The organism is Sphingomonas psychrotolerans (genome assembly GCF_002796605.1).
Lineage (GTDB): Bacteria > Pseudomonadota > Alphaproteobacteria > Sphingomonadales > Sphingomonadaceae > Sphingomonas > Sphingomonas psychrotolerans.
In genome coordinates this window covers 3372798-3398884 of the sequence record NZ_CP024923.1, presented here as the reverse complement: position 1 = coordinate 3398884, position 26087 = coordinate 3372798, and the positions used below count along the sequence as shown (strand labels likewise).

The window sequence follows — 26087 nt, the reverse complement described above, 5'->3', positions numbered from 1 at the left end:
CGTAACGCGCTATCGGCCCCCAGGGGGTGAAGCGATGCAGATCATGGTGCTCGGCGCGGGCGGGTTCATCGGCCGGCAAATACTGGCGGAGCTGACCTTGGCCGGCCATCAAGTGCGCGCGGTGGTTCGAACGCCCGGCGGTATCGAGGAAGCCTTTCCCGACGTGCGCTTCGTGCGACTGGACCTCGCCGATGCCATCACGCCTGCGGATTGGATGCGCCACCTTTCCGGTGTCGAAATGATCGTGAACGCCGCCGGCATGTTGCGCGGCGCGGAGATGGAGGCGGTGCATGTTGCCGCGCCGCGTGCGCTGTACACCGTCGCCGCGCAGGCAGGAGTTCGCCATGTCGTCCTGCTGTCGGCGATCAGCGCCCGCACCGACGTGACGACCGACTATGCCCGCTCGAAACTGGCCGGTGAACAGGTGCTGCGCGATTCCGGGCTCGACTGGACGATCCTCCGGCCGTCGCTGGTCTATGGCGACGGCAGCTATGGCGGCACCTCTTTGTTGCGCGGAATGGCCGGCCTGCCATGGCGCGTGCCGCTGCCGGGTGACGGAAGCTTCTCCTTCACGCCGATCCACGTCCGCGATCTTGCGCATGCGGTCCGGCTCGTCTGCGAGGAGACACGGTTCGCAGGCCGGATGCTGGAGCCGGTGGGACCGGAGACGCTTACTCTGCGCGATCTGCTGACGCGCTACCGCGCTTGGCTGGGCTTTGGCAAAGCACGGTACGTGACTGTCCCGATGCCGGTGATGCGGTTGCTCGGGCGGGCGGGCGATCTCATCGGATCGGGTCCGATCGCCAGCAACAGCCTCGAGCAGCTGGTGGCCGGCAACGCGGGGGATAGTGCGGCCTTCGCCCACGCGGCCGGTTTCAAGCCCCGCAGCCTCGCCGATGCGATGCGGGATCGGCCCGCACAAGTGCAGGATCGTTGGCACGCGCGGCTCTTCTTCCTCGCCCCGGCGATCCGCGCCGTTCTGGTCCTTCTTTGGCTCGCCTCCGCCTTGCTCGGCCTGGCGAGTAGCAGCGCCGCCACTGCTGCGTTCGGCGATGCCGCGGGACTGCCTCCAGGTTCGGCCGATGCGCTGCGGATCGGTACCAGTCTCCTCGATATCGCGATCGCCGGGCTGGTGTTGTTCGATCGCCGCGGAAGGCTGTCGACGCTCGCGCAATTGGCCACCGTCGGCGGATACACCCTGGTGCTGGGTGCCGTGATGCCTGCCTTGTGGCTCGATCCGCTCGGTCCCCTGCTCAAGAACTTGCCGATTCTGGCGCTGATCCTCGTCCATGGCGCGATCGGGGACAAACGCTGATGGACTTCTATCTCCTCGCCAAATGGGTCCATGTCCTGAGCAGCACGATCTTGTTCGGGTTCGGCGCGGGAACTGCCTGGTATCTGTGGCAGGCGCATCTGACGCGCGATCCCGCGACGATCGCCAGTGTCGGACGAATGGTGGTGCGGGCGGACTGGATTTTCACCGGCACCAGCGGGCTCGTCCAGCCGGCAAGCGGCGTGTATCTCGTGTTGCACGCGGGATGGTCACCCACCGAACCGTGGCTGCTGGCAGCCTATGGGCTCTATCTCCTCGCTTTCGCCTGTTGGGTGCCCGTCGTCGACTTGCAGATCCGGGCGCAGCGGCTCGCGCAAGGCGCCGCCGCCGCGGGGACGCCGCTTCCGCCTGAATATGCGCGCGTGATGCGACGCTGGTTTCTGCTCGGATGGCCGGCGTTTCTCGGCCTGCTCGGTGTCTTCTGGCTGATGATCGCCAAACCCCCGCTCTGGTAGAGCCTCAAACGGCAGTGGGCCGCTTCGGGCTCGGCCGGTCCGAGACCATGCGTTCGCCGTCGATCACGATCGGGCTCGCCAGCCCCGGCATGCCCTCGCGCTCGATCCGCATGCCGCGCGCGATCACCTGTGGGTCGGCGAACACTTCGTCGACCGTGTTGATCGGGCCGGCAGGCACGCCTGTAGCCTCGAGTGCTTCGTAAAGGTCTGCCTTGGCCCAGGTCAGGATGGCGGCCTCGATCAGCGGGATCAGCGCCGCGCGATTGGTCACTCGCGCGGGGTTGGTCGCGAAACGCGAATCGCCCGCGAATGGGAGGTCGAGCACTGCGCACAATTTGCGGAACTGCGAATCATTGCCCACCGCGACGATCAGCGCGCCGTCCTTCGTCTCGAACGCCTGGTACGGCACCAGATTGGCGTGGCCGTTGCCCATCCGGTGCGGCACCTTGCCCGGATTGGCCATCCAGTTGAGCGCCTGATTGGCGAGCACCCCCACCTGGGTGTCGAGCAGCGCCATGTCGATATGCGCACCCTCTCCGGTGACGTCACGGCGTCGCAGTGCGGCGAGGATCGCCACTGCCGAATAGACCCCGGTGAAGATGTCGGCATACGCAACGCCGGCCTTTTGCGGCGCGCCGTCCGGCTCTCCGGTCAGCGACATGATCCCGCTCATGCCCTGGATGATGAAGTCGTAGCCGGCGCGGTGGGCATAGGGGCCGTCTTGCCCAAACCCGGTGATCGAGCAGATTACCAGCCGCGGATCGGCGGCGCGCAGGCTGGCCGGATCGAGCCCGTATTTGACCAGACCGTCGACCTTGTAATTCTCGATCACGACGTCCGCTCCGGCGATCAGCGCGCGCACCTCGGCCTGTCCCTCGGGTGTAGCGATGTCGATTCCGCGGTTGGTCTTGCCGCGGTTGGTTGCGTGGAAATAGGCGGCGTCGAGATTCGCGCCATCCGGGCCGTGCATAAACGGTGGCCCCCAATGCCGCGTATCGTCGCCTTCGCCAGGCCGCTCGATCTTGATCACCTCGGCACCGAGATCGGCGAGCAATTGTCCGCACCACGGGCCGGCGAGGATCCGTGCCAGCTCGACGACCCGCAGCCCGTCGAGCGGCTTCACGGCCTGCGAATCTCGTAGACCACATGGGGCTTCATCTCGCCCGCCATCAGCCGCAGCTCGGTGCCGGGCCGCAACACGCCGCCGATCTTTTCCATCGCCTTGCGCGAACGGATATTGCCTTCGCCCACGGTGAACACCACGGTCCCGACTTGCGTGTGGATATGATCGAGCATCAGCCGCTTGATCTCGCGATTGTAGCTGCCGCCCCAATAATCCCGCTTCAGGTACGTCCAGCCGATCTCGATCTCGTCCACCTCGGGCTTCCAATTGTCGAAGCGCGACGATCCGATCACTTCGCCGGTGGCGCGGTCGACGATCGTCAGCGCCCCGCCGCTCGCAATGCCGGCGTCGAAATAGGCGCGGAACACCGGCTCCTGCCAGCGATCGTGCGCGGGATGGACTTCCCAGATCAGCGGATCGGCGGCGACGGCGAACAGCGCGTCCCAATCGTCCGGCGTGCTCGGCCGCAGTGTCACGCGCTCGCCGGTCAGGGTCGGCTGGCGATCGGGCGCCATCAGAACGCCGCGATCCCGGTGATCGCACGGCCGAGGATCAGCCCGTGGACGTCGTGGGTGCCCTCATAGGTGTTGACCGTCTCGAGGTTGATCGCGTGGCGCATGACGTGGAACTCGGCGGAGATGCCGTTGCCGCCGTGCATGTCGCGCGCGACTCGGGCGATATCGAGCGCCTTGCCGCAATTGTTGCGCTTGATGATGCTGATCGCCTCGGGGCTCAGCGTTCCCTCGTCGAACATCCGCCCCGCGCGCAACGCTGCCTGGAGTCCGAGCGCGATCTCGGTCTGCATGTTGGCCAGCTTCAATTGCACCAGCTGAGTCGCCGCCAGTGGCTTGCCGAACTGGGCGCGATCGAGCGTGTATTGCCGTGCCGCGTGCATGCACGCCTCGGCTGCGCCCATCGTGCCCCAGGCGATGCCGTAGCGCGCGCGGTTGAGGCAGCCGAACGGCCCTTTGAGCCCCTGCACTTCGGGGAGAAGCGCGTCCTCGCTCACTTCGACGCCGTCCATCACGATCTCGCCGGTGACCGAGGCACGCAGCGAAAGCTTGCCTTCGATCTTGGGGGTCGACAGGCCCTTCATCCCGCGTTCGAGCACGAAGCCCTTGATCCCGCCGCCATGCGCGTCGGATTTGGCCCAGACGACCATCACGTCTGCGATCGGCGAATTGGTGATCCACATCTTGGTGCCGGTCAGGCGATAGCCACCATCCACCTTCTCGGCGCGGGTGCGCATCCCGCCGGGATCGGAGCCGGCATCGGGCTCGGTAAGCCCGAAACAGCCCACCCATTCGCCGGTCGCGAGCCTGGGCAGATATTTCCGCTTCTGCGCCTCGGTCCCGTAGGCGTAGATCGGGTGCATCACGAGGCTCGACTGCACGCTCATCGCCGAGCGATAGCCCGAATCGACGCGCTCGACTTCGCGCGCGACCAGCCCATAGGCGACATAGCCGAGCCCGGCACCGCCATAGCTTTCGGGGATCGTCGGGCCGAGCAGCCCGAGCGCGCCCATCTCGGCCATGATCTCGCGGTCGAAGCGCTCGTCGAGGAAGGCGCTGGTCACCCGCGGCAGCAGCTCGCCCTGCGCATAATCGCGCGCGGCGCCCTGCACCATCCGCTCCTCGTCGGTCAGCTGCGCATCGAGCGCGAACGGATCCTGCCAGTCGAACCGGCCCATCTCTGCCATATATCTTTCCTTCAGCTCGCTGCCGGCCGCGCGGGTCCCGCGGCAGACGGCACGGCCGGCGCTTCGAGCGCGGCCCGTTCGATATCGAGCAGTCCCTGTCGCGCAGCGATGTAGCGCCGCGCCGCGACGATCCAGCTCTGGGCGCTGGCCACTCCAGGCAGGTGCACGATTTCGGCGAGCGCCGCCTCGACGTCGCCGTGATCGAGCGCGAGCCGGGCACGGCGCAGCCGATCGGCGGTGCGCGGACTCGGCGACTCGGTCTGACGCAGCACGACGAGGTCGCTCAGCAGCCGCCGCACGCTCATCCACATGCTGTCGTCGGCGCCGCTGGCGAGCCGCGGTGCGATCGTCTCCAGCGCCAGCCGCAGATCGCCGAGAGTCACCGGCTCAGCCGAGGCGCGCAGGATCATCCCCACGGCTTCACCGCGGGTTTCGGCGAAGCGCTGGCGCAATTGGGCTTCGAGCGGCCCCAGCGGCTGGCCGCGCTCGATCGCCCGGCGAACCGCAGCGGCGATCAGCAATTGTTCAGCGCGACTGGCATAAGATGAGGCATTGCGCGCGCTGCCGCTGATGTCGCGAAGCCGCAGCTCAAGCTGGTCGAGCTTGCCGGCAAGCTCCTGCTCGCGCGCGCCCAGCGTCGCGATATCGGTGCCGGGCGGCAGCGCGGCAGCGGGATTCGCTTGCGGTTGCGGCGCCTCGATCCGCGGCCCGGGGTCCGGTTGCGGCGCGCCGATTCCGCCGGCAAGCTGGAACGCGGCTGCGGTCACGGCGATACCGCCAGCAAAGGCAAGGCCGCCAATGAGATAGGGGGACCGCGTCCCGGCGCCGCGAGTCGGCTCCGGCGCGAAGGGCTCGTCGCTCATGCCCCCTTATTCGCTGCCCCGCCCGCGCGGTCAATCGGCCAGCGCGATTGCCGCGTCGATCAGTGCCTCGCTGGTCCTTTCGCCGGGCACGACAATCCGCTCCCAACCTGTCCCGGCTGCGGCCGCGGCGCGCGCACTCACTGCCACCAGCGCGATTCCGGATCGGTCGAGCCTCTGCGCATCGGCGAGTTCGCCCAGCCACGCGCCGCTGCGCGCGGATTGCACCAGCGCGATACTGCCGGCGAGGCGTGCGATATGGTCCGGCGTGCGGCGCACGCTGGTATAGACGGTGATCACCTCAGCAACGATCCCGCCCGCGGCGATCGTTCGTTCGCGCCCGGCAAGGTGCAGCGCCTGGCGAACCCCGGCCGCTTCCGCCCTGGTCAGCAGGGAAAGAGCGTCCGCTTCGCCGACGAACGCCAGATCGAATCCGTGTTGCAAGGCTGCATCCGCGGTCGCTTTGCCCACGGCGTATACCGGCAAGCGGCGAAGTGCTGCGAGTTCCGCCCCGCCGTGACGCAGGGCATTGGCGCTGGTCAGGATCAGTGCGTCGAACGCTCTCGGGTTGGGCGCTTGCCAGGCAAGGGGCAGCACCTCGAACAGCGGCATTCGAATCACTTGGCCTCCGCGCGCCTCGACTGCGGCAGCCGTCGCGCGGTTGCCCGGTTCGGGTCGCAGCACCGCGATGGCGCGGTTCATCCGCCGAACAGCCGGCGTATCGCCTCCGGTGCCCCCACCAGCAGATCGCGCGCCACGGCGATCGGCAGCACCGGATCGGTCGGCGCGCCGGCTTCCTGGGCGTGGACATGGAAGCTGCCGTCCTCTGATAGCAATTCGGCGCGCAGCGTCATGATCGCCCCCTCGATCGTCGCCAGCGCCGCGACCGGCGAGCGGCAATCAGCCTTGAGCGCGGCGAGCAGCGCGCGCTCGGCGAGCACGCAGGCATGCGTCGCGGGATCGTCGATCCTGGCCAGCATCGCACGGACATGGGAATCGTCGGCACGGCACTCGATCCCCACCGCGCCCTGCGCCGGCGCGGGAAGCATCACGTTGATCGGGATCGCGACACCGACGTCATGACGCCCGAGCCGCTCGAGCCCGGCGGCGGCGAGCAGGGTCGCATCGGCCTCGCCGGCGGCGAGCTTCGCCAGCCGGGTGTCGACATTGCCGCGGAACAGCACGATCTTGAGGTCGGGCCTCAGCTTGCGCATCTGCGCCGCCCGGCGCGGCGAGCTCGTGCCCACCACTGCGCCTTGGCGAAGCGCCTCGATCGAATCGGCGCCGACCAGCCGATCACACACGTCTGCCCGCGGCAGCATTGCCGCGATCGCGATCTCCGCCGGCCGGATCGTCTCGACATCCTTCATCGAATGCACCGCGGCATGAATCTCGCCGTCGAGCAGTGCGCGATCGAGTTCCTTGGTCCATAGCGCCTTTCCGCCGATCTCGGCGAGCGCACGGTCCTGCACCCGGTCGCCGGTGGTGCGGATCGGCACGATCTCGATTTTGTCGGGCGCGATAGCACGCGCGGCGGCCAGCGCAACGCGGACCATATGGGCCTGGGTGAGTGCGAGCGGCGAGCCGCGGGTGCCGAGACGGAAGATGGGCATGGCTTGTGCTAATGCCCCCGTGGACTAATTGGATGCAATGGCGCTGATCCTTGGCCTCGAATCGAGCTGCGACGAAACCGCCGCCGCGCTGGTGACCAGCGATCGGCAGATTCTGGCGCACAAGCTCGCCGGGCAGGAAGCGGCGCATCGCCCCTATGGCGGCGTCGTCCCCGAAATCGCCGCGCGCGCACATGTCGAAGTGATGGCGCCTTTGGTCGAGGCGGCGCTTGCCGAAGCCGGCGTTACGCTTGCGGAGGTCGACGCGATCGCCGCCACGGCGGGTCCGGGGTTGATCGGGGGCGTGATGGTCGGCCTCGTCACCGGCAAGGCGCTCGCGCTGGCGAGCGGCAAGCCGCTGGTCGCTGTCAATCATCTCGAAGGCCATGGCCTGTCGCCGCGCCTCACCGATCCCGATCTCGCCTTTCCCTATCTGCTGCTGCTCGTCTCCGGCGGGCATTGCCAGCTGCTGCTGGTCGAGGGGGTCGGTGCCTATCGCCGGCTCGCCACGACGATCGACGATGCCGCCGGCGAGGCTTTCGACAAGACCGCCAAGCTGCTCGGCCTCGGTTTCCCGGGCGGTCCCGCGGTGGAAAAGGCCGCGGCGCAAGGCAATCCCCGCGCGGTCCCGCTCCCCCGCCCGCTGCTCGGTTCGGCCGAGCCCCATTTCTCCTTCGCCGGATTGAAGAGCGCAGTCGCGCGCGTCGTCGGCCACTATAGCGCGCCGGATGTGGCCGCATCGTTCCAGCAGGCAGTGGTCGATTGCCTGATCGATCGCACGCGCCGCGCGCTTCAGTCGGTCAACGTCACGGCTTTGGTCGTCGCCGGCGGGGTCGCGGCGAACACCAGCGTCCGCACCGCGCTCCAATCCCTTGCCGGCGAACATGGCCTGCGCTTCGTCGCCCCGCCGCTATGGCTGTGCACCGATAACGCCGCGATGATCGCCTGGGCGGGGGCCGAGCGGTTCGCTGCCGGCCTCACCGATCCGCTCGATTTCCCGGCGCGCCCGCGCTGGCCGCTCGATCCGGGGGCGGAAAAGGTGCGCGGCGCGGGAGTGAAGGCATGAGGATCGCCAAATGCGGATAGGTGTCATCGGCGGCGGCGCCTGGGGCACTGCGCTGGCGCAGGTCGCGGCGCGCGCCGGCCTGCCCGTGACACTGTGGGCGCGCGAGCCCGAAGTGGTCGAAAGCGTCAACGGATTCCATGAGAACCGCCACTTCCTCGCTGGCGTGCCGCTCTCCGACAGCATCCGCGCCACCGTGGACCTCGCCGATCTCGCCGGCCACGATGCGCTCCTCGTCGTCGCCCCCGCGCAGCATGTCCGCGCCGTTCTCGCCGCCGCGCCGGTGGGATGCACCCCGCTCGTCCTCTGCGCCAAAGGGATCGAGGCGGGCACCCGGCTGCTTGTCGGCGAAGTCGCGCGTCAGGCCGCACCGGAAGCGCCGATCGCCGTCCTTTCCGGCCCGACCTTCGCGCATGAAGTCGCCGCGGGAAAGCCTACTGCGGTTACGCTTGCCTGCGAGGACGAGGACCTGCGCGCCCGTCTCGCCGAGCGCCTCGCCGGCCCCGCCTTTCGCACTTATGGCTCGGCCGACGTGACCGGTGCCGAGATCGGCGGGGCGGTCAAAAATGTGCTCGCCATTGCTTGCGGTGTAGTGGAGGGCGCCGGACTCGGGCTCAACGCTCGCGCCGCTTTGATCGCGCGCGGCTTTGCCGAGATGACTCGCTTCGGGCTTGCGCGTGGCGGTCAGGCCGAGACGTTGACGGGCCTCTCGGGCCTCGGCGATCTCGTCCTCACTTGCTCCTCCACCAATTCGCGCAATTTCTCGCTCGGGGTCGGGCTCGGCCAGGGCAAAAGCGCCGCCGAACTGCTCGCCGACCGCAAGACCGTTGCCGAAGGCGCCTTCACTGCGCCGGTGCTGCGCGCGGCGGCCGCCGAGGCCGGGGTCGACATGCCGGTGACACAAGCGGTCAACGCATTGCTCGAAGGCGCGGACGTTCGTGGCGTCGTCGAGGCCCTGCTCAGCCGTCCGCTGCGCGAGGAACAGGCATGAAACGCTGGGCGGCGCTGCTCAAGGGCGTCAATGTCGGTGGCAACCGCAAGCTGCCGATGGCCGAGCTGCGCAGCCTGGTCGATGGCCTCGGTTATGCCAACGCGAAGACGCTGCTCGCCTCGGGCAACATCGCGTTCGACGCATCCGGCCCCGCCGCCGCGATCATCGCCAGGCTTGAGGCGGCGCTCGCCGAACAAGGCTGCAAGACCGACGTGCTGCTCCGCGATCTCGCCGAGATTGACGGAGTGATCGCGGCCAATCCCTTTGGCGAAGCGGCAACCGATCATCCGAGCCATTTGCTGGTGGTGTTCCACCGCGAGCCCTTCCCCACCGGGCTGCTCGACCGGCTCCCCGAAATCTACACCGGCCCCGAGCGGCTCTATGCCGAAGGACGCGAGCTCTTTATCGATTACCCGGAGAATATCGGCGAATCCAAGCTAGATCGCGCGCTGGCGAAGCTCAAATTCCCGGCTGTCGCCACCGCGCGCAACTGGAACACCGTCAACAAGCTCCGGGCAATGCTCGACGTCTAGAAGTCGACTGCCACGCCCTTGCGCTCCCAATCGCCATAGCGCGTCGGGTCGAGCGGGTCTGCCGTCGGGGCAGCCGGCGCGGGCTTGGGCACTGGCGGGCTCTTCGAGAGATGCCGGGGGGGCTTCACATGGCTCGGGCGCTGGCCCATGGCACTGGCTCCAATGAACAAAGCTCCCCATCGTCCTGGCCGCCCGAACGGTCAAGAGCCCGACGCTCCCGGCGTTCCCGCCCGCCGCGCCGCACTGAAGCTGCTCGATGCCGTGCTCCGCCGCGGCCTCGCGCTCGAACAGGCGCTCGATTCGGCCGCACAGGGCCTCGCCCCGAATGACCGCGGGCTCGCCCACGCCATCGTCGCCGAAGCGCTGCGCCGGCTTCCCGATCTGGATGCGCTGATCGATTCGGCAACCCAGCGCCCGCTCCCCGATGACGCCAAGGCCCGGTTCGCGCTCCGCATCGCGCTCGTCCAGGCGCTTGCGCTCGGGACGCCCGGGCATGCCGCGATTTCCACTGTGCTGCCGCTGGTCGACGGCGGCCCGCGCAAACTTGTCCACGGCGTGTTCGGCACCTTGCTGCGCCAAGGCGCGACGCTTCCCGAGCCGCCGACGCTCCCGGATCCGGTGGCGCTGCGCTGGCATGCCGCGTGGGGCGATCAGCTGATCGAGGATGCCGAGCGCGCCATTGCCGTACCGCCGCCGCTCGATCTGACGCTGCGCGATCCTTCGCGGGCGCCCGATCTGCCCGGCCGCAGCCTGCTGCCCGGCCATCTTCGCCTCGACGAGAAGGCATCGGTCACCGGTATCGAAGGCTATGCCGAGGGGGATTGGTGGGTGCAGGATCTGGCCGCATCGATTCCGGCGCGGCTGATCGGCAAGGGCGCGGGGACCGCGCTCGACCTATGTGCCGCGCCCGGCGGCAAGACGCTCCAGCTCGCTGCCGCCGGCTGGCAGGTGACCGCCGTGGATGTCTCCGAAAGTCGTCTTGCGCGACTTCACGAAAATCTCGAACGCACCGGCCTCAGCGCCGCGGTCGTCGCCGCCGATCTGCTCAAATGGCAGCCTGGCGGGCCCGCCGACGCCGTGCTGCTCGACGCGCCGTGCAGCGCCACCGGCATCTTCCGCCGCCATCCCGACGTGCTCCACCGCGTCCGCCCCTCGATGATCGCGGAGATGGCCGAGCTCCAGGCCCGCCTGCTCAATCGCGCCGCGGAGTGGGTGAAGCCGGGTGGCGTCCTCGTCTTTTCGACCTGCTCGCTCGAGCCGCAGGAAGGCGAGGTCCAGCTCGAACGCTTCCTTGCCGGGCACTCCGAATTCGCGATCGTTCCGGTCACTGCCGACGAACTGCCGCAGGGCGTCTCGGCGCGGCGCGACGGCGCGCTGCGTCTGCTCCCCGGCATGTTGGCAGAGCAAGGCGGCCTCGACGGCTTCTTCATCGCCCGGCTGCGCCGCGCCTGACCGATAGCTTCATGTGCTTGAAGCCCGGTTGCGTGCGATTCGGGCCATGCTAAGGATTCGCGCATGTCCGCCATCCGCATTGCCCCATCGATCCTCTCCGCCGACTTCGCCCGGCTAGGCGAGGAGATCCGCGCGATCGATGCGGCGGGCGCGGACTGGATCCATGTCGACGTCATGGATGGCCATTTCGTGCCCAACATCACGATCGGCCCCGCAGTGATCAAGGCGCTCCGCCCGCACACCGCCAAGCCGTTCGACGTCCATTTGATGATCGCGCCGGTCGATCCGCTGCTGGCCGCCTTCGCCGATGCCGGCGCCGATACGATCTCGGTCCATCCGGAGTCAGGTCCGCATCTGCACCGCACGCTTCAGACGATCAAGGCGCTGGGCAAGCGCGCCGGCGTGGTGCTGAATCCCGCCACTCCGGTCAATGTCGTCGACCATGTCATGGACATGATCGATCTGATCCTCGTGATGAGTGTCAATCCCGGCTTCGGCGGGCAGAAGTTCATCGAGAGTCAGCTCCCCAAGATCAGCGAGCTGCGCCGGCGGATCACTGCATCGGGCCGCGCGATCGATCTCGAAGTGGATGGCGGAGTCGATCGCGACACTGCCCCGCGCGTGATCGCGGCGGGCGCAGACGCTCTGGTCGCGGGCACCGCGACCTTCACCGGCGGACCCGATCGCTATGCCGCCAACATCGCCGCATTGAGAGGCGGATGAAAAATTCGCCGCCCGAATCCGGCGCCGACGGGGTCGACGAAGGCAAACGGCTCATCCGCACCGGCGGCGATCGCGGCCTGAGCCTTGCCGAGCGGATCTCCGAGCGCTTTCAGCGGCTGACCTGGGGCACCCCCCTCCACGCGATGCGGCTGCGCGGCCGCCATCCGCTCAAGCTCATCGCGGTTCCCGACGATCCTTTTTTCGGTGACGCCAATCGCGGCAACGCCTTGCTCGACGGCGTGCTCCGTTTCCGTGGCGAGGATCGCGCGATCGAGGCGATCGATTTCGCCGCGCCCGATTGGTCGCCGGCTTTTGGCGACTATCTCCAGAGCTTCGCCTGGCTGCGCGACTTGTCCAGCGTCACCACGCGGGCGCGCGGCGTTCCGATCGCCGAAGAGATCATGCGCCGCTGGCTCGCAGCGCATAGCGAAAAAGTGTCCGAGCCGGCGTGGCGCGCCGACCTGTGGGGCCGCCGGATCCTGTACTGGACCGCGCACGCGCCGTTGATCCTGTCCTCGACCGATCTGGTCTATCGCTCGAGCGTGCTCCACGCGCTTGCCCGCGGCGCGCGACATCTCGACCGGGCCGCGGACCGCGTCCAGCCGGGCGCCGCACTGATCGCGGCATGGTCGGGCGTGCTGGTTGCCGGCCTGGCGATGCCTGGCGGTGATCCGCGCCGGGCCTATGGCGAGAACGGCCTCAGGCGCGCGCTCGAACAATCGGTGTTCGAGGACGGCGGCAGCGTCACACGCTCGCCGGCCGCGCAGATCGAATCGATCCAGTTCCTCACCATCCTGGGTGAGGCCTATGCCGCGCGGCGGCTCGAAGCGCCGGAATTCATCGACGCGACGCGCACCCGCATGGTCACAGCGCTGCTCGGCCTTTGCCACGGCGACAAGGGGCTTTCGAGCTGGCAGGGATCGGGTCCCGTTCCGGGCGACGTCATCGAACAGCTCGTCGAGGCCACCGAAGTGCGAACCCGGCCGCTCAAGCAGGCGCGCGAATGGGGCTATCAGCGCCTCTCCCAAGGGCAGAGCGTGCTGATCATGGACGTCGCGCCGCCGCCGCTCGCCCGGCTGGTCGAGGGCGGCTGCGCCTCGACGCTGGCCTTCGAGCTTTCCGACGGACCCGATCGCGTCGTCGTCAATTGCGGCGGCGCGCGCGCAGCCCACGCCAAAGTACCGGCCGCGATGACCGAAGGCCTGCGCACCACCGCGGCGCATTCGACCCTGGTGTTGAGCAACAGCAATTCGACTGCGATCCATGCCGACGGTACGCTCGGACGCGGAGTGGTCGAAGTCGAATTGGTGCGGCATGAGACCGACACCGCCAGCCGGATCGAGGCGAGCCATGACGGCTATGTCCGCCGCTACGGCTATCTCCATCGTCGGGTTCTCGCGATGTCGCCCGATGGCCGTGATGTGCGCGGCGAGGACATGTTACTCCCGGCGGACCGGCGCAAGCACAAGGCGCCGACGGTATTCGTGATCCGCTTCCATCTGCACCCGCAGGTCGAGGTCACGCCGACTGCCGATGGTCTCGCGGCGATCCTGCGCACTGCCTCGGGACATCTCTGGCAGTTCCGCTGCAAGGGCGGCGGCCTCGCGATCGAGGACAGCGTCTGGGTCGATGCGCGCGGCCGCCCGCTCGCCAGCCAGCAGCTTGTCGTCACCGGTGCGAGCCCCGCCGGCGGCGCCAATGTCAGCTGGCTCTTCCACCGCGCCAAATAAGGCCAAATAAGGGTTGCGGGCCGGGGCCCGATCCTTAGGAGGGCGGGCCATGGATCAGGTCAGCATCAAGCGCGCGCTTCTCTCGGTTTCCGACAAGACCGGGATCGTCGAACTCGGCCAGGCGCTCGCCGCGCACGGGGTCGAACTCGTCTCCACCGGGGGCACCGCCAAGGCATTGCGCGATGCCGGGCTCGAGGTGCGCGACATTTCCGATCTCACCGGCTTTCCCGAGATGATGGACGGCCGGGTCAAGACGCTCCATCCCAAGGTCCATGGCGGGCTGCTGGCGGTGCGCGGTAATTCCGAGCACGTCGCCTCGATGGAAGAGCACGCGATCGGCGCGATCGATCTGGTGGTGGTGAACCTCTATCCTTTCGCCCAGACCGTCGCACGCGGTGCGGCACGCGACGAGATCATCGAGAATATCGACATCGGCGGGCCGTCGATGGTGCGTTCGGCCGCCAAGAATCACGAATCGGTCGCGATCCTCACCGATCCGGCCGATTATCCGCTGGTCCAGGACGGCAGCACCACGCTCGAGCAGCGCCGCAAATTCGCCGCCAAGGCTTATGCCGCCACTGCCGCCTATGACGCCGCGATCGCGAGCTGGTTCGCCTTCGCCGATCAGGGCGAGAGGTTCCCGCAGACGCTGCCGGTAGCGCTCACCAAGGGCCCCGAGCTGCGCTACGGCGAAAACCCGCACCAGTCGGCCGCGCTCTATCTGCCGCAGACCGGCGCTCGCGGCATCGCGCAGGCCGAGCAGCTCCAGGGCAAGGCGCTCAGCTACAATAATTACAACGACGCCGATGCCGCGCTCGAACTCGTCAGCGAGTTCAAGGACGGTCCGCCGACGGTCGTCATCGTCAAGCACGCCAATCCCTGCGGCGTCGCAACCGCGGCCACGCTGAAAGACGCCTATCTTCAGGCGCTGGCCTGCGATTCGGTCTCTGCGTTCGGCGGGATCATTGCCGTCAACCGCACGCTCGACCGCGAGACCGCCGAGGCGATGGCCGGCATCTTTACCGAAGTCGTCGTCGCGCCCGATGCCGATGCGGATGCCCGCGCGGTCTTCGCCGCCAAGAAGAATTTGCGCCTGCTGATCACCGGCGATCTCCCCGATCCCGCGCGCCCGGGGCTGATGCTCAAGTCGATTGCCGGCGGCATGCTTGTCCAGTCGCGCGACAATGGCCGGTTGGAGGACCTCAAGGTCGTCACGCAGCGCGCGCCCACCGAGCAGGAACTGGCCGACTGCCGCTTCGCCTGGACCGTTGCCAAGCACGTAAAGTCGAACGCGATCGTCTATGCCAAAGGCGGCAGCACCGCCGGCATCGGCGCCGGCCAGATGAATCGCCTCGAATCGGCTCGCATCGCCGCGTGGAAAGCGAAAGACGCCGCCGAGAAGGCCGGCTGGGCGCAACCGCGCACCATCGGCTCGGCAGTCGCTTCGGACGCCTTTTTCCCCTTCGCCGACGGCTTGCTCGCGGCAGTCGAGGCAGGGGCCACCGCAGTGATCCAGCCCGGCGGCTCGATTCGCGACGACGAAGTCATTGCCGCCGCCGACGAAGCCGATCTCGCGATGGTGGTCACTGGCATGCGGCATTTCCGGCACTGATCGAGACGGATCATCAGGTCAGCCTTGCTGACCTACTCGACAAGGCTTTTGAAATTTTATAACAAGCGTCCGGAAACCGAGTCCGTGCGTTCTCCGAGCGACACGGTCCGCAATTCGGAGAGACCATGGACGCCCCGCGCGCAAATTTGCCGCCGCTATCGTTGCATGTGCCCGAGCCCAAATTCAGGCCGGGCGACGAAGCCGATTTCAGCGATGTCGATGTCCCGCCAGCGGGCTCGGCACGCCGGCCCGACAGCGCCGCCCCCGCCGACAGCTTCCACGAGCTCGCCTACACGCTGATCCGGGTGCTCGACGATTCGGGACAGGCAGTCGGCCCATGGAACCCGCGGCTCGACCCTGAGGCGCTGCGGAAAATGCTCCGTTCGATGGCGATGGTCCGCGCTTTCGACGAGCGGATGTTTCGCGCCCAGCGCCAGGGCAAGACCAGCTTCTACATGAAGTCGACCGGTGAAGAGGCCGTCTCGGTCGCCGCGACGATGGCGCTCGCCGCCGACGACATGTGCTTCCCTTCCTATCGCCAGCAGGGGATCCTGATCACGCGCGGCTATCCTTTGGTCACGATGATGAACCAGATCTACTCGAACAAGGGCGATCCGCTGCAGGGCCGGCAGTTGCCGATCATGTATTCGGCCAAGGATCACGGCTTCTTCTCGATCTCTGGCAATCTCGCGACGCAATATCCGCAGGCAGTGGGCTGGGCGATGGCGAGCGCGGCGAAGGGTGATACCCGCATCGCCGCGACATGGTGCGGCGAGGGGTCGACCGCCGAGGGCGACTTCCACTCGGCGATGACCTTTGCGACTGTGTACAAGGCGCCGGTCATCCTCAACGTCGTCAACAATCAATGGGCGATCAGCAGCTTTTCGGGCTTCGCCGGCGCCGAGGCCACGACCTTCGCGGCACGCGCAGTGGGCTATGGCATCGCCGGTCTGCGAGTCGACGGGAATGATGCGCTCGCGGTCTATGCCGCTACCCAATGGGCGGCCGAGCGCGCGCGCACCAATCAGGGCCCGACCTTGATCGAGCATTTCACCTATCGTGCCGAGGGGCATTCGACCTCCGACGATGCGTCCGCCTACCGCTCGGCAGGCGAACCTAATGCGTGGCCGCTCGGTGATCCGGTCAGGCGCCTCAAGGAGCATTTGATCGCCCTCGGCGAATGGGATGAGGAACGCCACGCCGCGCAGGACCTCGAACTCGCCGAGGAAGTGAAGCGCGCGCAGAAGGAAGCCGAGAAGAACGGCGTCCTCGGCCACGGCATGCACCAGCCCTTCGAGACGATGTTCGAAGGCGTGTTCGAGGAGATGCCATGGCACCTCAAGGAACAGTCCGAACAGATGATCGCCGAGCGCAAGGCGGCGGGGATATGAGCGCCACGAACGAGGCGGGCGGCACCACCCGCATGAACATGATTCAGGCGATCAACTCCGCCATGGACGTGATGATGGCGCGCGATCCCGACGTCGTCGTGATGGGCGAGGACGTGGGGTATTTCGGGGGCGTCTTCCGCGCCACTGCCGGCCTCCAGACCAAATACGGCAAGACCCGCGTGTTCGATACGCCGATCACCGAGATCGGCATCATCGGCGTCGCGATCGGCATGGGCGCCTATGGCCTGCGCCCGGTCCCCGAGATCCAGTTCGCCGATTACATCTATCCTGCGCTCGACCAGCTCGTCTCGGAAGCCGCGCGGCTGCGCTACCGCTCGGCGGCGGATTTCACCGCGCCGATTACCGTGCGCTCGCCCTTCGGCGGCGGCATCTTCGGCGGCCAGACGCATAGCCAGTCGCCCGAGGGCATCTTCACCCACGTCTCCGGGATCAAGACGGTGATCCCGTCCAATCCCTATGACGCCAAGGGGCTGCTGATCTCGGCGATCGAGGACAATGATCCGACGCTCTTCTTCGAGCCCAAGCGCATCTATAACGGCCCGTTCGACGGCCATTATGATCGCCCGTCGAAGAACTGGTCGAACCATCCGCTCGGCGAAGTGCCCGAGGGCTATTACAAGATCCCGCTCGGCAAAGCCGCGACGGTGCGTGCCGGCGAGGCAGTGACGATCCTGTGCTACGGCACGATGGTCCATGTCGTCGCCAACACGATCGAGGAAATGCAGGTCGACGCCGAGATCATCGACTTGCGCACGCTCGTGCCGCTCGACATCAAGGCGATCGAGCAATCGGTGAAGAAGACCGGGCGCTGCCTGATCGTCCATGAAGCGACGCGCACCGGCGGCTTCGGTGCTGAACTCTCGGCCCTGGTCCAGGAACGCTGCTTCTATCATCTCGAAGCGCCGATCGAGCGCGTCACCGGCTTCGACACGCCTTATCCCCACAGCCTCGAATGGGCCTATTTTCCCGGCCCGGTGCGTATCGGCGAGGCACTCAAGAAACTCCTGAAGGACTGACTCGCATGGCTCGCTTCACTTTCCGCCTGCCGGACATCGGCGAAGGCATCGCCGAGGCTGAGATCGTCGCATGGCATGTGCGCGTCGGCGAACGCGTCGAGGAGGACCAGCAGGTCGCCGACATGATGACCGACAAGGCGACGGTCGAGATGGAATCGCCGGTCTCCGGCATGGTGGTCGAGCTGGCGGGCGAGGTCGGCGATCAGGTCGCGATCGGATCGGCGCTGATGGTGGTCGAAACCGATGGCGACGAAGCGGGGGTGCCGAAGGAAATCGAGGAGCAGGTCGAGGCCGAGAATCCGGGTGTGGAGGAAGTGGCTGACCTCACCCCGCGCGCTCCCCTCCCCGCAGGGGAGGGGTCGGAGGGCTTGGCCTCGAACGAACCGCCGGCGGTTTCAGCCCCTCCCCCGCCCCCTCCCGCAAGCGGAAGGGGAGCAGAAGTAAGGGGAGCAGAGAAGCACGTCCTCGCCTCCCCGGCAGTCCGCGCCCGGGCGCTGGACCTCGGCGTGGACCTCGCCACCGTGAAGGCCGAAGGTGATCGCCTGCGCCATTCCGACCTCGATGCGTATCTGCGCTACGGCCAAGGCCAGGGCTATCACGCCCCCCACGCCAGCCGCGCCCGCGAGGACGAGGCGATCAGGGTCATCGGCATGCGCCGCCGCATCGCGGAGAACATGGCCGCGTCGAAGCGCGCGATCCCGCATTTCACGTATGTCGACGAGATCGATGTCACTGCGCTCGAGGATATGCGGGGCGACCTCAACGCCAATCGCGGCAACCGCCCCAAGCTGACGATGCTGCCGTTCCTGATCGTGGCGATCTGTCGGACGATCCCGGACTTTCCGATGATCAACGCGCGGTACGACGACGAGGCCGGTGTGGTCACCCGCCACGGTCGCGTCCATCTGGGTATGGCCGCACAGACTGATGCAGGGCTGATGGTGCCGGTGATTCGCGATGCACAGGACAGGAATGTCTGGCAGCTCGCCAGCGAGATCGGCCGGCTCGCCGAAGCCGCGCGCACCGGCAAGGCCAGGTCCGAGGAACTCAGCGGCTCGACTCTCACCATCACGTCGCTCGGTCCGCTTGGCGGCATCGCCACAACCCCGGTGATCAATCGTCCCGAGGTCGCGATCATCGGTCCCAACAAGATCGTCGAGCGCCCGATTTTCCAGGGCGACGAGATTGTCCGCGCCAAATTGATGAACCTGTCGATCAGCTGCGACCACCGCGTTGTCGACGGCTGGGACGCGGCAAGCTTCGTCCAGGCACTCAAGAAGCAGCTCGAAACGCCTGTTCTGTTGTTTGCCGACTGATGGCGCACTTCCTGCTCCGTTACGAACTCGCGGCCGACTATCTCGAACGCCGGCCGGCCTTTCGCGGCGCGCACCTCGCGCTCGCCTGGGCCGCAGTCGAGCGGGGCGATCTGCTGCTCGGCGGTGCGGTCGGCGACCCGGTCGAATCGGCGCTGCTGCTGTTCACCAGCGCCGAGACCGCGCGCGCTTTCGCCGAAGCCGATCCCTATGTCGCGCAGGGCCTCGTGGCGCGCTGGAACGTGGCGCTCTGGTCCACCGTGGTCGGCGCCGAAGCAGCCAATCCGGTCAGACCAGAAGGCTGACGGCGCTCAGCCGGCAAATATCGACTTGCTGAGCGCGTCGCGGACCATTTCGCGTCCGGCCGCCATGCGTTCCTGCGCGGCGCGGTCGATTCGTTCGGCCTCGCCCGCCAGCGCTATCCGCCGCTTCGCGAGTGCGCGGAAATGCGCCTCGTCGGCGGCATTTCGGAAGCCGAAATAGCCGCCATTGTTGAACCAGCCACGCTTCGCCAGCAGCTCGCACAGCTCGGCCGTCGAACCGGCCATGGCGAGCTGGTTGGCGAGCAATGGATCGCCCGCGGGCTCGGCCGGTCGAGCCCGGGCCATAATGGCTATGCCTTCCTTTGCCTTGGCGGACAGGTTGGCTGCATCCAGCGCACCGGCGATGACCTTGGCGCGCTGACCACGCGCCGCCGCCAGCGCCTTGGCCTGCGACTGGAGTTCCGCGATGGCGGCGCATTGCGATAGCGTCTGTGGATCCCGTTCGAGCAGATAGGGGCTGGTGAGGTTCGCCACGCCCAGCTTGCCGAAGGCGGCACCGAAGTCGCGCTGCGCCTGCGCGTTGGCAGTCACGCTCTCGACGAACAGCCGCGAAAGCGGCCCGCGTGCTGCGGCACCGGGTGGAAACTGCGCGGCGCCGCCGGGCCCGAATTCGACTTCGGCGAAACTGCTCGCATCGGCGCGCGCGATCGTCTCGAACTGGCCGTGGGCGATCAGCGCCGCGCCGAGTCCCACCGCCGCCAGCAGCACCAGCGAGCCAAGCTTCCAGGCGATAGTCGAATAGCGTGTGGTCACCGCGAACCCGATCGCCCAGAGCAATAATGCGAGGCCGGCGCCCGCGCCGAGCAGCACTGCCAGCGGTTGTTGCGATACCATGCGCGGCAGCAGCAACGCACCGAGCACCAGCACCGCAGCGCCTGCCAACGTGGCGATCACCGGATGGTCGTACGGCGTCGTGCGAGCGGCTTCGTCGAGTTCCATATGTTCCCCCTTTTTCGGTGAAGTAGCGCGCCGGCTCGCGGTGGCAAGAGCGTAGCGTTGCTTGTCGGAGCTCAAGCGCGTCGAGCTTGCCGTGACTGCGTCGAGCGGCGATGGGAGCGCATGCGCAATTCGTCCAAGCCCGATGCCGCGGGTCTCGCGTTCGGCGTCGGCTCGTACACCCTCTGGGGCGTGCTGCCGCTCTACATACACTTGCTGAAGGGTGTTCCAGCGCTCCAGGTTCTGGCGCATCGCGTGCTTTGGTCGCTGGCGCTCCTCCTCGTGCTGATCCTCGTGCTCCGTCGCGCAAAAGGGATCATCACCGCTGCGCGCGGGCGCACCCTGCTGTTGCTCGTCGGCAGCGCGCTGATGATTGCGATCAACTGGATCGTCTATATCTGGGCAGTCCAGAACGAGCATGTTCTCGAGGCGAGCCTCGGCTATTTCATCAATCCGCTGGTCAATGTCGCGCTCGGCTTCGCCTTTCTCGGCGAGAGGCTGCGAAGGCTTCAGGGCGTGGCGATCGCGATTGCCGCAGCGGGGGTGGTCGTGCTCGCGACCAGCGGCGGCGGCGCCTTGTGGATCTCGCTCCTGCTCGCGCTCAGTTTCGGATTCTATGGGCTGCTGCGCAAAGTCGCGGCAATCGATGCGCTCGGCGGACTCACCGTAGAGACGCTGCTGCTCGCGCCGTTCAGCGTCGCGCTGCTGCTTCATGCCGGCCACACCGGCACCACCGCCTTCGGTCAATCGAACCATATGGACCTATTGCTCGCGTTGGCCGGGGTAGTCACCGCCCTGCCGCTGCTGCTGTTCGCCGCCGCGGCTCGGCGGCTGCCCCTGGCGACGCTCGGCCTGCTCCAGTATATCGCTCCTTCACTCCAGTTCGCCGAGGCGGTGCTGATTTTCGGAGAGCCGATGCGCACCGCCCATATCGTCACCTTTGCGCTGATCTGGACCGGCTGCGCCTTGTACGCCTTCGACGCCGTTCGCGCGGCGCGGGCCAGGCCGGCACTGCCGGCAGAATAATATTCAACCATATGGTTGACTAATATCGGTGTTGCTACCATGTTCAACCATATGGTTGAACAACGACTCGACACGACCTTCCACGCCCTCGCCGACCCCACCCGGCGCGGCATGCTCGCCACGCTTGCGCTGGGCGAGAAGTCGATCGGCGAACTGGCCGAGCCTTTTTCGATGAGCTTCGCGGGTGCCGCCAAGCATGTGAAGGTGCTCGAAGGTGCCGGCCTCGTCGCGCGACGAAAAGTCGGCCGCAACCAGCTCTGCCGCCTCAATGCCGGCCCGCTCGGCGAAGCCGACAAATGGCTGCGCCAATGGGAGCAATTCTGGACCCTCCGGCTCGACCGGCTCGAGGCGCTCATCGAAGCAGACAAGCAGCAGGAGACGAAGCGATGAGCTATGTCGACGGGTTCGTTCTCGCGGTGCCCGCCGCCAACAAGGAGCGGTTCCGCGCCATGGCGCAGCGCGTGGCGGAAGTCTTCACCGATCACGGGGCGATCCGCGTGTCGGAGAATTGGGGGGACGACGTGCCTGTGGGCGAGCAAACCTGGTTCGCCCGCGCAGTGAACCTTCAGGACGGAGAAACTGTCTGCTTCTCGTGGGTCGAATGGCCGTCAAAGGCGGCGCGCGACGAGGGTAACGCAGCGATCGCCGCGGATCCCCGGCTCCAGCCGGGCGCGGATGAGGCCGACATCATGGATTCGAGGCGGATGATCTATGGCGGCTTCGCGTCGCTGGTCGATCATCGCAGTTGAGCGGAGGACCGAATGACCAAGGCAACTCCCTTCCTCATGTTCCAGCATGGCAAGGCGCAGGCGGCGCTCGATTTCTATGTCGAGTCGGTTCCCGGCAGCCGTATCGTATCAATCGAGCGCTTCGGCCGCGACGGCCCGGGTCCCGAGGGGACGGTCTTGCGCGCGCATGCCGAGATCGCCGGCCAGCCGGTGATGGCGCATGACAGCTTCATCACCCATGGCTTCGACTTCACGCCGTCCTGGTCCTTCTTCGTCGATTGCATCGACGCGGCCGAAACCGACCGATTGTTTGCCACGCTCGGCGAAGGCGGTCAGGTGCTGATGCCGCTCGACAATTACGGCTGGAGCCGTCGGTTCGGCTGGGTATCGGACAGGTTCGGCGTCTCGTGGCAGGTCAACCTGCAGTGAGCGGTCCGGTCATCCTCAAGGTAACCCGCGCTTTCGCCACGTCGGCGACGCGCGCGTTCGACGCCTGGCTCGATCCTGCCGATGCGGCGCGCTTCCTGTTCGCCACGCCGGACGGCGAGATGATCCGCTGCGAGATCGATCCGCGCGTCGGTGGCGGCTTCACTCTCACCGAGCGCCGCGCCGCAGGCGATGCCGAGCACCGTGGCCGCTATCTCGAGATCGATCGTCCGCGCCACCTCGTCTTCCTCTTCGCTGCCGATCCGGCGGACGAAGGCGAATGGACCCGCGTGACCATCGACATCGTCGATACGCCGGCCGGCTGCACGCTCACCCTCACGCACGAAATGGATCCGCAATGGGCGGTCTATGAGGATCAGACCCGCAAAGGCTGGACGACGATCCTGGAAAGTCTCGCCCGCATATTGGAGAGCTGAAATGGTTGACACGATCACTGCCGAAACGCTGCGCTTCGAGCGCGAGCTCGCCGCGCCGGTCGAGACGGTGTGGCAATATCTGGTCGATCCGGAACAGCGCGCGCGCTGGTTCATGGGCGGGCCGACCGATCTGCGCGAAGGCGGCGCGATCGGCATGACGATGCGCCACGGCAATCTCGCCGACGCGCCCGATCCGATGCCCAAACGCTACGCACCCTATGACGGCAAGGCCTGGCACGAAACGATCACCCGGCTTGATCCGCCAAATCTGATCGCCTTCACATGGTCGGGCGGCGAGGCGGGCGAAGTGACGATCGAGCTCGCGCCGATCGGCGACGCACGCACGCGCCTGACACTCACCCATACCGGACTGCGCGGCCCTGACGACGCGCGCAATTTCGGCGGCGGCTGGGGGGCGCACCTGGCGGTGCTCGAGCGGCGGCTGGAGGGCAAGCACATCGCCAGCTTCTGGGCATTGCATGCCGAGGCCGAGGCGGCGGCGGCGAAGGCGCTCGGGGCCTAGGGAATCTCGAACAGCCCGGCGGCGCCCATGCCCCCGGCGGTGCACATCGAGACGACGACATAGCGCACGCCGCGCTTGCGTCCCTCGATCAGCGCATGGCCGACGAGCCGTGATCCGGTCATCCCGAACGGGTGCCCGATCGCGATCGCGCCGCCATTGACGTTGAGCTTGTCGGGGTCGATCCCAAGCGTGTCGCGGCAATAGAGACATTGGCTGGCGAACGCCTCGTTGATTTCCCACAGGCCGATGTCCTCGACCTTAAGGCCGGCGCGCGCGAGCAGCTTCGGCACCGCGAAGACCGGGCCGATTCCCATTTCGTCGGGCGCGCACCCCGCGACCTGGAAGCCGCGATAGATGCCGAGGATCTGCTTGCCCTCGGCCTCGGCGGTCTTGCGATCCATCAGGATCTGCGCGGCGGCGCCATCGGAGAGCTGGCTGGCATTGCCTGCGGTGACGTGCCGGCCCTCCTTCACGAAGTCGCCGTCTTTCCAGACGATCTTGAGACCGGCGAGCGCCTCGACCGTGGTTCCCGGTCGGATGCCTTCGTCGCGGGTGACCGTCACGGTTTCGCTGCCGGTGCGATTGCCGTCCTTGTCGTACAGTGCCTTCTCGACGGTGATCGGCACGATCTCCTCGGCGAACGCGTCGCTTGCAAGTCCCGCCGCGGCGCGCTGCTGGCTGGTCGCGGCGAATGCATCCTGCGCCGCACGGCTGATCCCATAGCGCTCGGCGACGACCTCGGCGGTCTCGATCATCGGGATGTAGGCCGCCGGCACCTTGGCCGTAACCGACTGGTTCACCACCCGCGGCGCGTTCTGCATCGTCAGGCTGATCGACTCCATCCCGCCGGCGAGCGCCACGTCGATCTCGTCGGTCATGATCGAGCGCGCTGCCAGTGCGATTGCCGTGAGGCCCGAGCCGCATTTGCGATCCAGGCTGAATGCGGGGACGCTGTACGGGACGCCCGCGGCGAACAAGGAGAGCCGCGCCATGTTGCCGCCCTGCGTCCCCCATTGATTGCCCATGCCGTAGAACACGTCGTCGATCCGGCCCGGGTCGATTCCGGCGCGCGCGATCGCCGCGTTCATCACATGCGCGGCGAGAACCGGCGCTTCGGTGTCGTTGAACCAGCCGCGCCCGGCCTTGCCCACGCCGGTTCGCGCAGTCGAAACGATGGCAGCCTCTCGCATTCAGGGACTCGCTTTTCGAGTTTCGGGTATGGACGTTGATCTAGCGACAGGTGCTCCGATTGCAATAGTCAGTCGGTAAAGTCGGGCGTGCGCTTCTGCATATTGGCCATCACTGCCTCGATCTGGTTGGTCGTGCGCAGCAGCCGCGCCTGCTCCGCGCTCTCCGCGACCAGCGTCTCGGCGGCGCCGGTCTCGAGATTGGCAAGCCGCTTCGCCGCCCTGATCGCATCCGGATTGCGTCCTGCGATCGCCCGCGCGAGCGTCATCGCTTCGGCATGCGGGTCCGCCGCGATCCGGGTGACGAAGCCGAGCGCCTGCGCTTCCTCGGCGCCGAACTCGCGCGCGGTATAAACCAATTCGCGCAGCACATCGTCGCGCACATTGCCGCGCCACAAGGCGAAGCCCGCCATATCGGGCACGATTCCCCATTTCATCTCCATCACCGACAATCGCGAATCGGGTGCGGCGATCCGCACGTCGGCGCCGCTGGCGATCTGCAGCCCGCCGCCGAAGGCGACACCATGCACCGCCGCGATCACCGGCACCGCCAGCGTCCGCCATCCCCAGGCGACCTGTTGAAAATCATTGGCCAGTCCCTGGGTTCGCGCCGCCAGATCGACTCCCGATCCGGCGCTCGCCATGCTCGCCATGTCGAGTCCCGCGCAAAAGCCGCGCCCCTCGCCCGAAAGCACCACGGCGCGTAGCCCCGGCGTCTCTCCCAGTTGCGCAATCGCGTCGATCAGCGCGGCGAACATCGCCGGATCGAGCGCGTTGAGCTTATCCGGTCGCGCCAGGCGGACGTCTGCGACATGATCCTCGATGGTGATGGTGACGCGCTCGGTCATTTCGGCTCCTCTTCCCGGGGGTACGCTACGCCAATCGCCGTCACCGGTCAGCCCGGTCAATGAGCCGATATCCGCGTCCTTTGTCGGTCACCAGCATCGGCACCGCGAAGCCGCGGTCGAGCTTGGCGCGTAACCGCGAGACATGCACCTCGACGACATTGGTGCCCGGATCGAAGCTTAGCCCCCATACCGCGGCGAGCAACTCCTCGCGCCCGACGCAGCGCCCTGCCGACCGCGCGAGATAGAGCAGAAGCGCATATTCGCGCGGCAGCAGCGTGATCGCGCGGCTCTCGCGCTCCACCCGCCGTTCAACCGTGTCGATCTGCAGCCCACCCACAATGACGGTCGGGGCGTGGCAGCGCAGCCGCGCCGCCAGCCGTGCCGCGATCTCCCCGGCGCAGACCGGCAGCACGACGGCGTCGTCGGCACCGGCGTCGAGTGCCCCCGCGATGCTGGCGTCGCAATCGCTGGTCAGTGCAAGCATCAGCGCGCCCCGCCAGCCTTGTGCCCGCGCCCGCGCTACGCACACGGCCGGATCGCGCCCCTCGAGTCCGATGATCGCGGCTTGCGCGCCGCTGTCCGCCAGCGCCGCCGAAGCCACAGGGACAATAGCCAGCCCGCGCGCGCCCGCCGCCTCCCGCAGCTTCGGGATGTGGAGCGCGCATGCGACAAGTTCGGCCACCACGCCAGCCTAGCGCGCATTTGCTCCGGACCGGATCAAAACATCT

General features: G+C 67.4%; 30 protein-coding genes. 19 read left to right on the top strand and 11 right to left on the bottom strand.

Annotated features, from left to right (window positions below):
* Positions 1 to 34 precede the first annotated feature (34 nt).
* Together CVN68_RS15425 and CVN68_RS15420 are read left to right on the top strand one after the other, a co-directional pair.
* Entirely contained in the window at positions 35 to 1315 is a 1281-nt protein-coding gene (locus tag CVN68_RS15425; protein WP_100282988.1) for an SDR family oxidoreductase, read from the top strand.
* Positions 1315 to 1788, top strand: coding sequence for a DUF2269 family protein (locus CVN68_RS15420; protein ID WP_199560096.1), 474 nt, complete (start codon positions 1315 to 1317; stop codon positions 1786 to 1788). The genes CVN68_RS15425 and CVN68_RS15420 overlap by 1 nt, the downstream gene beginning before the upstream one ends.
* A 4-nt stretch (positions 1789 to 1792) precedes the next feature.
* Here the strand turns inward: CVN68_RS15420 and CVN68_RS15415 are convergent, their stop codons facing one another.
* From CVN68_RS15415 to hemC, 6 genes are read right to left on the bottom strand one after another with little or no spacing between them, the layout of a single operon-like run.
* Positions 1793 to 2911 (bottom strand): CaiB/BaiF CoA transferase family protein, encoded by a 1119-nt coding sequence (locus CVN68_RS15415; RefSeq protein ID WP_100282987.1) that lies wholly within the window; start codon positions 2909 to 2911, stop codon positions 1793 to 1795.
* A complete protein-coding gene (locus tag CVN68_RS15410) occupies positions 2908 to 3426 on the bottom strand; it encodes a GNAT family N-acetyltransferase (protein ID WP_100282986.1) in 519 nt (172 codons plus the stop codon). Before CVN68_RS15410 ends, CVN68_RS15415 begins: the two co-directional genes overlap by 4 nt.
* Entirely contained in the window at positions 3426 to 4610 is a 1185-nt protein-coding gene (locus tag CVN68_RS15405; protein WP_100282985.1) for an acyl-CoA dehydrogenase, read from the bottom strand. Before CVN68_RS15405 ends, CVN68_RS15410 begins: the two co-directional genes overlap by 1 nt.
* Positions 4611 to 4621: 11 nt before the next feature.
* Complete coding sequence (locus CVN68_RS15400; protein WP_100282984.1) at positions 4622 to 5473, bottom strand: hypothetical protein; 852 nt, start codon at positions 5471 to 5473, stop codon at positions 4622 to 4624.
* Between the two features lie 30 nt (positions 5474 to 5503).
* Positions 5504 to 6172 (bottom strand): uroporphyrinogen-III synthase, encoded by a 669-nt coding sequence (locus CVN68_RS15395; protein WP_100282983.1) that lies wholly within the window; start codon positions 6170 to 6172, stop codon positions 5504 to 5506.
* Positions 6169 to 7083 carry a hydroxymethylbilane synthase gene (hemC, locus tag CVN68_RS15390; protein ID WP_100282982.1) on the bottom strand — a complete coding sequence of 305 codons (915 nt, stop codon included), beginning with the start codon at positions 7081 to 7083 and terminating at the stop codon, positions 6169 to 6171. The genes CVN68_RS15395 and hemC overlap by 4 nt, the downstream gene beginning before the upstream one ends.
* Positions 7084 to 7120: 37 nt before the next feature.
* Between hemC and tsaD the strand changes: the two genes are divergently transcribed.
* From tsaD to CVN68_RS15375, 3 genes are read left to right on the top strand one after another with little or no spacing between them, the layout of a single operon-like run.
* The gene (gene tsaD, locus CVN68_RS15385) at positions 7121 to 8146 is read left to right on the top strand and encodes a tRNA (adenosine(37)-N6)-threonylcarbamoyltransferase complex transferase subunit TsaD (RefSeq protein ID WP_100282981.1); all 1026 of its coding nucleotides are present in this window, start codon (positions 7121 to 7123) and stop codon (positions 8144 to 8146) included.
* Between the two features lie 10 nt (positions 8147 to 8156).
* Positions 8157 to 9134: an NAD(P)H-dependent glycerol-3-phosphate dehydrogenase gene (locus tag CVN68_RS15380; RefSeq protein WP_100282980.1), complete on the top strand. Its 978-nt coding sequence runs from the start codon at positions 8157 to 8159 to the stop codon at positions 9132 to 9134.
* Entirely contained in the window at positions 9131 to 9667 is a 537-nt protein-coding gene (locus CVN68_RS15375; protein WP_100282979.1) for a DUF1697 domain-containing protein, read from the top strand. Before CVN68_RS15380 ends, CVN68_RS15375 begins: the two co-directional genes overlap by 4 nt.
* Here CVN68_RS15375 and CVN68_RS15370 read toward each other — a convergent pair.
* The gene (locus CVN68_RS15370) at positions 9664 to 9816 is read right to left on the bottom strand and encodes a DUF1674 domain-containing protein (protein ID WP_100282978.1); all 153 of its coding nucleotides are present in this window, start codon (positions 9814 to 9816) and stop codon (positions 9664 to 9666) included. The genes CVN68_RS15375 and CVN68_RS15370 overlap by 4 nt on opposite strands.
* 13 nt (positions 9817 to 9829) lie before the next feature.
* Here CVN68_RS15370 and CVN68_RS15365 point away from each other — a divergent pair, with 13 nt between their 5' ends.
* From CVN68_RS15365 to CVN68_RS15330, 8 genes are all read left to right on the top strand, one after another.
* Complete coding sequence (locus CVN68_RS15365; protein ID WP_100282977.1) at positions 9830 to 11119, top strand: RsmB/NOP family class I SAM-dependent RNA methyltransferase; 1290 nt, start codon at positions 9830 to 9832, stop codon at positions 11117 to 11119.
* A gap of 63 nt (positions 11120 to 11182) precedes the next feature.
* Positions 11183 to 11842, top strand: coding sequence for a ribulose-phosphate 3-epimerase (gene rpe / locus CVN68_RS15360; protein ID WP_100282976.1), 660 nt, complete (start codon positions 11183 to 11185; stop codon positions 11840 to 11842).
* Entirely contained in the window at positions 11839 to 13572 is a 1734-nt protein-coding gene (locus CVN68_RS15355) for a heparinase II/III family protein (protein WP_100282975.1), read from the top strand. Before rpe ends, CVN68_RS15355 begins: the two co-directional genes overlap by 4 nt.
* A 49-nt stretch (positions 13573 to 13621) precedes the next feature.
* The gene (purH, locus tag CVN68_RS15350) at positions 13622 to 15184 is read left to right on the top strand and encodes a bifunctional phosphoribosylaminoimidazolecarboxamide formyltransferase/IMP cyclohydrolase (protein ID WP_100282974.1); all 1563 of its coding nucleotides are present in this window, start codon (positions 13622 to 13624) and stop codon (positions 15182 to 15184) included.
* Positions 15185 to 15309: 125 nt separating this feature from the next.
* Complete coding sequence (locus CVN68_RS15345; protein WP_100282973.1) at positions 15310 to 16575, top strand: 3-methyl-2-oxobutanoate dehydrogenase (2-methylpropanoyl-transferring) subunit alpha; 1266 nt, start codon at positions 15310 to 15312, stop codon at positions 16573 to 16575.
* 32 nt (positions 16576 to 16607) lie between these two features.
* Entirely contained in the window at positions 16608 to 17612 is a 1005-nt protein-coding gene (locus tag CVN68_RS15340) for an alpha-ketoacid dehydrogenase subunit beta (protein ID WP_100284443.1), read from the top strand.
* A gap of 5 nt (positions 17613 to 17617) precedes the next feature.
* The gene (locus CVN68_RS15335; RefSeq protein WP_100282972.1) at positions 17618 to 18928 is read left to right on the top strand and encodes a dihydrolipoamide acetyltransferase family protein; all 1311 of its coding nucleotides are present in this window, start codon (positions 17618 to 17620) and stop codon (positions 18926 to 18928) included.
* Positions 18928 to 19230 carry a YciI-like protein gene (locus CVN68_RS15330; protein WP_100282971.1) on the top strand — a complete coding sequence of 101 codons (303 nt, stop codon included), beginning with the start codon at positions 18928 to 18930 and terminating at the stop codon, positions 19228 to 19230. Before CVN68_RS15335 ends, CVN68_RS15330 begins: the two co-directional genes overlap by 1 nt.
* A 6-nt stretch (positions 19231 to 19236) precedes the next feature.
* Here the strand turns inward: CVN68_RS15330 and CVN68_RS15325 are convergent, their stop codons facing one another.
* On the bottom strand, positions 19237 to 20187 hold the full coding sequence (locus CVN68_RS15325; RefSeq protein WP_100282970.1) for a hypothetical protein: 951 nt from the start codon (positions 20185 to 20187) through the stop codon (positions 19237 to 19239).
* A gap of 120 nt (positions 20188 to 20307) precedes the next feature.
* On the opposite strand from CVN68_RS15325, the gene rarD reads away from it, so the two are divergent.
* From rarD to CVN68_RS15295, 6 genes are read left to right on the top strand one after another with little or no spacing between them, the layout of a single operon-like run.
* Positions 20308 to 21210 (top strand): EamA family transporter RarD, encoded by a 903-nt coding sequence (gene rarD, locus CVN68_RS15320; RefSeq protein WP_100282969.1) that lies wholly within the window; start codon positions 20308 to 20310, stop codon positions 21208 to 21210.
* Between the two features lie 51 nt (positions 21211 to 21261).
* Positions 21262 to 21600: an ArsR/SmtB family transcription factor gene (locus CVN68_RS15315; protein WP_199560095.1), complete on the top strand. Its 339-nt coding sequence runs from the start codon at positions 21262 to 21264 to the stop codon at positions 21598 to 21600.
* Complete coding sequence (locus CVN68_RS15310; RefSeq protein ID WP_100282967.1) at positions 21597 to 21959, top strand: DUF1428 domain-containing protein; 363 nt, start codon at positions 21597 to 21599, stop codon at positions 21957 to 21959. The genes CVN68_RS15315 and CVN68_RS15310 overlap by 4 nt, the downstream gene beginning before the upstream one ends.
* A gap of 12 nt (positions 21960 to 21971) precedes the next feature.
* Positions 21972 to 22367: a VOC family protein gene (locus CVN68_RS15305; protein ID WP_100282966.1), complete on the top strand. Its 396-nt coding sequence runs from the start codon at positions 21972 to 21974 to the stop codon at positions 22365 to 22367.
* Positions 22364 to 22801 (top strand): SRPBCC family protein, encoded by a 438-nt coding sequence (locus tag CVN68_RS15300; protein ID WP_100282965.1) that lies wholly within the window; start codon positions 22364 to 22366, stop codon positions 22799 to 22801. The genes CVN68_RS15305 and CVN68_RS15300 overlap by 4 nt, the downstream gene beginning before the upstream one ends.
* A 1-nt stretch (position 22802) precedes the next feature.
* Positions 22803 to 23324 carry an SRPBCC family protein gene (locus CVN68_RS15295; RefSeq protein ID WP_100282964.1) on the top strand — a complete coding sequence of 174 codons (522 nt, stop codon included), beginning with the start codon at positions 22803 to 22805 and terminating at the stop codon, positions 23322 to 23324.
* On the opposite strand, the gene CVN68_RS15290 is transcribed toward CVN68_RS15295, so the two are convergent.
* The 3 genes from CVN68_RS15290 to CVN68_RS15280 form a co-directional block, all read right to left on the bottom strand.
* Positions 23321 to 24514 (bottom strand): thiolase family protein, encoded by a 1194-nt coding sequence (locus tag CVN68_RS15290; RefSeq protein ID WP_100282963.1) that lies wholly within the window; start codon positions 24512 to 24514, stop codon positions 23321 to 23323. The genes CVN68_RS15295 and CVN68_RS15290 overlap by 4 nt on opposite strands.
* 68 nt (positions 24515 to 24582) lie before the next feature.
* Positions 24583 to 25359 carry a crotonase/enoyl-CoA hydratase family protein gene (locus CVN68_RS15285; RefSeq protein WP_100282962.1) on the bottom strand — a complete coding sequence of 259 codons (777 nt, stop codon included), beginning with the start codon at positions 25357 to 25359 and terminating at the stop codon, positions 24583 to 24585.
* A gap of 40 nt (positions 25360 to 25399) precedes the next feature.
* On the bottom strand, positions 25400 to 26041 hold the full coding sequence (locus CVN68_RS15280; RefSeq protein ID WP_233503379.1) for a winged helix-turn-helix domain-containing protein: 642 nt from the start codon (positions 26039 to 26041) through the stop codon (positions 25400 to 25402).
* Between the last annotated feature and the right edge of the window lie 46 nt (positions 26042 to 26087).

Bases quoted from the DNA above. Each gene is read 5' to 3' on its own strand.
- CVN68_RS15380 (WP_100282980.1), top strand. From the start codon at position 8,157: ATGCGGATAGGTGTCATCGGCGGCGGCGCCTGGGGCACTGCGCTGGCG.
- CVN68_RS15405 (WP_100282985.1), bottom strand. From the start codon at position 4,610: ATGGCAGAGATGGGCCGGTTCGACTGGCAGGATCCGTTCGCGCTCGAT.
- CVN68_RS15290 (WP_100282963.1), bottom strand. From the start codon at position 24,514: ATGCGAGAGGCTGCCATCGTTTCGACTGCGCGAACCGGCGTGGGCAAG.
- CVN68_RS15400 (WP_100282984.1), bottom strand. From the start codon at position 5,473: ATGAGCGACGAGCCCTTCGCGCCGGAGCCGACTCGCGGCGCCGGGACG.
- CVN68_RS15335 (WP_100282972.1), top strand. From the start codon at position 17,618: ATGGCTCGCTTCACTTTCCGCCTGCCGGACATCGGCGAAGGCATCGCC.
- CVN68_RS15315 (WP_199560095.1), top strand. From the start codon at position 21,262: ATGGTTGAACAACGACTCGACACGACCTTCCACGCCCTCGCCGACCCC.
- CVN68_RS15295 (WP_100282964.1), top strand. From the start codon at position 22,803: ATGGTTGACACGATCACTGCCGAAACGCTGCGCTTCGAGCGCGAGCTC.
- CVN68_RS15345 (WP_100282973.1), top strand. From the start codon at position 15,310: ATGGACGCCCCGCGCGCAAATTTGCCGCCGCTATCGTTGCATGTGCCC.
- CVN68_RS15310 (WP_100282967.1), top strand. From the start codon at position 21,597: ATGAGCTATGTCGACGGGTTCGTTCTCGCGGTGCCCGCCGCCAACAAG.
- CVN68_RS15375 (WP_100282979.1), top strand. From the start codon at position 9,131: ATGAAACGCTGGGCGGCGCTGCTCAAGGGCGTCAATGTCGGTGGCAAC.
- hemC (WP_100282982.1), bottom strand. From the start codon at position 7,083: ATGCCCATCTTCCGTCTCGGCACCCGCGGCTCGCCGCTCGCACTCACC.
- CVN68_RS15330 (WP_100282971.1), top strand. From the start codon at position 18,928: ATGGCGCACTTCCTGCTCCGTTACGAACTCGCGGCCGACTATCTCGAA.
- CVN68_RS15340 (WP_100284443.1), top strand. From the start codon at position 16,608: ATGAACATGATTCAGGCGATCAACTCCGCCATGGACGTGATGATGGCG.
- purH (WP_100282974.1), top strand. From the start codon at position 13,622: ATGGATCAGGTCAGCATCAAGCGCGCGCTTCTCTCGGTTTCCGACAAG.
- CVN68_RS15395 (WP_100282983.1), bottom strand. From the start codon at position 6,172: ATGAACCGCGCCATCGCGGTGCTGCGACCCGAACCGGGCAACCGCGCG.
- CVN68_RS15305 (WP_100282966.1), top strand. From the start codon at position 21,972: ATGACCAAGGCAACTCCCTTCCTCATGTTCCAGCATGGCAAGGCGCAG.
- rarD (WP_100282969.1), top strand. From the start codon at position 20,308: ATGCGCAATTCGTCCAAGCCCGATGCCGCGGGTCTCGCGTTCGGCGTC.
- CVN68_RS15285 (WP_100282962.1), bottom strand. From the start codon at position 25,359: ATGACCGAGCGCGTCACCATCACCATCGAGGATCATGTCGCAGACGTC.
- CVN68_RS15370 (WP_100282978.1), bottom strand. From the start codon at position 9,816: ATGGGCCAGCGCCCGAGCCATGTGAAGCCCCCCCGGCATCTCTCGAAG.
- tsaD (WP_100282981.1), top strand. From the start codon at position 7,121: ATGGCGCTGATCCTTGGCCTCGAATCGAGCTGCGACGAAACCGCCGCC.
- CVN68_RS15365 (WP_100282977.1), top strand. From the start codon at position 9,830: ATGAACAAAGCTCCCCATCGTCCTGGCCGCCCGAACGGTCAAGAGCCC.
- CVN68_RS15410 (WP_100282986.1), bottom strand. From the start codon at position 3,426: ATGGCGCCCGATCGCCAGCCGACCCTGACCGGCGAGCGCGTGACACTG.
- CVN68_RS15325 (WP_100282970.1), bottom strand. From the start codon at position 20,187: ATGGAACTCGACGAAGCCGCTCGCACGACGCCGTACGACCATCCGGTG.
- CVN68_RS15425 (WP_100282988.1), top strand. From the start codon at position 35: ATGCAGATCATGGTGCTCGGCGCGGGCGGGTTCATCGGCCGGCAAATA.
- rpe (WP_100282976.1), top strand. From the start codon at position 11,183: ATGTCCGCCATCCGCATTGCCCCATCGATCCTCTCCGCCGACTTCGCC.
- CVN68_RS15420 (WP_199560096.1), top strand. From the start codon at position 1,315: ATGGACTTCTATCTCCTCGCCAAATGGGTCCATGTCCTGAGCAGCACG.
- CVN68_RS15355 (WP_100282975.1), top strand. From the start codon at position 11,839: ATGAAAAATTCGCCGCCCGAATCCGGCGCCGACGGGGTCGACGAAGGC.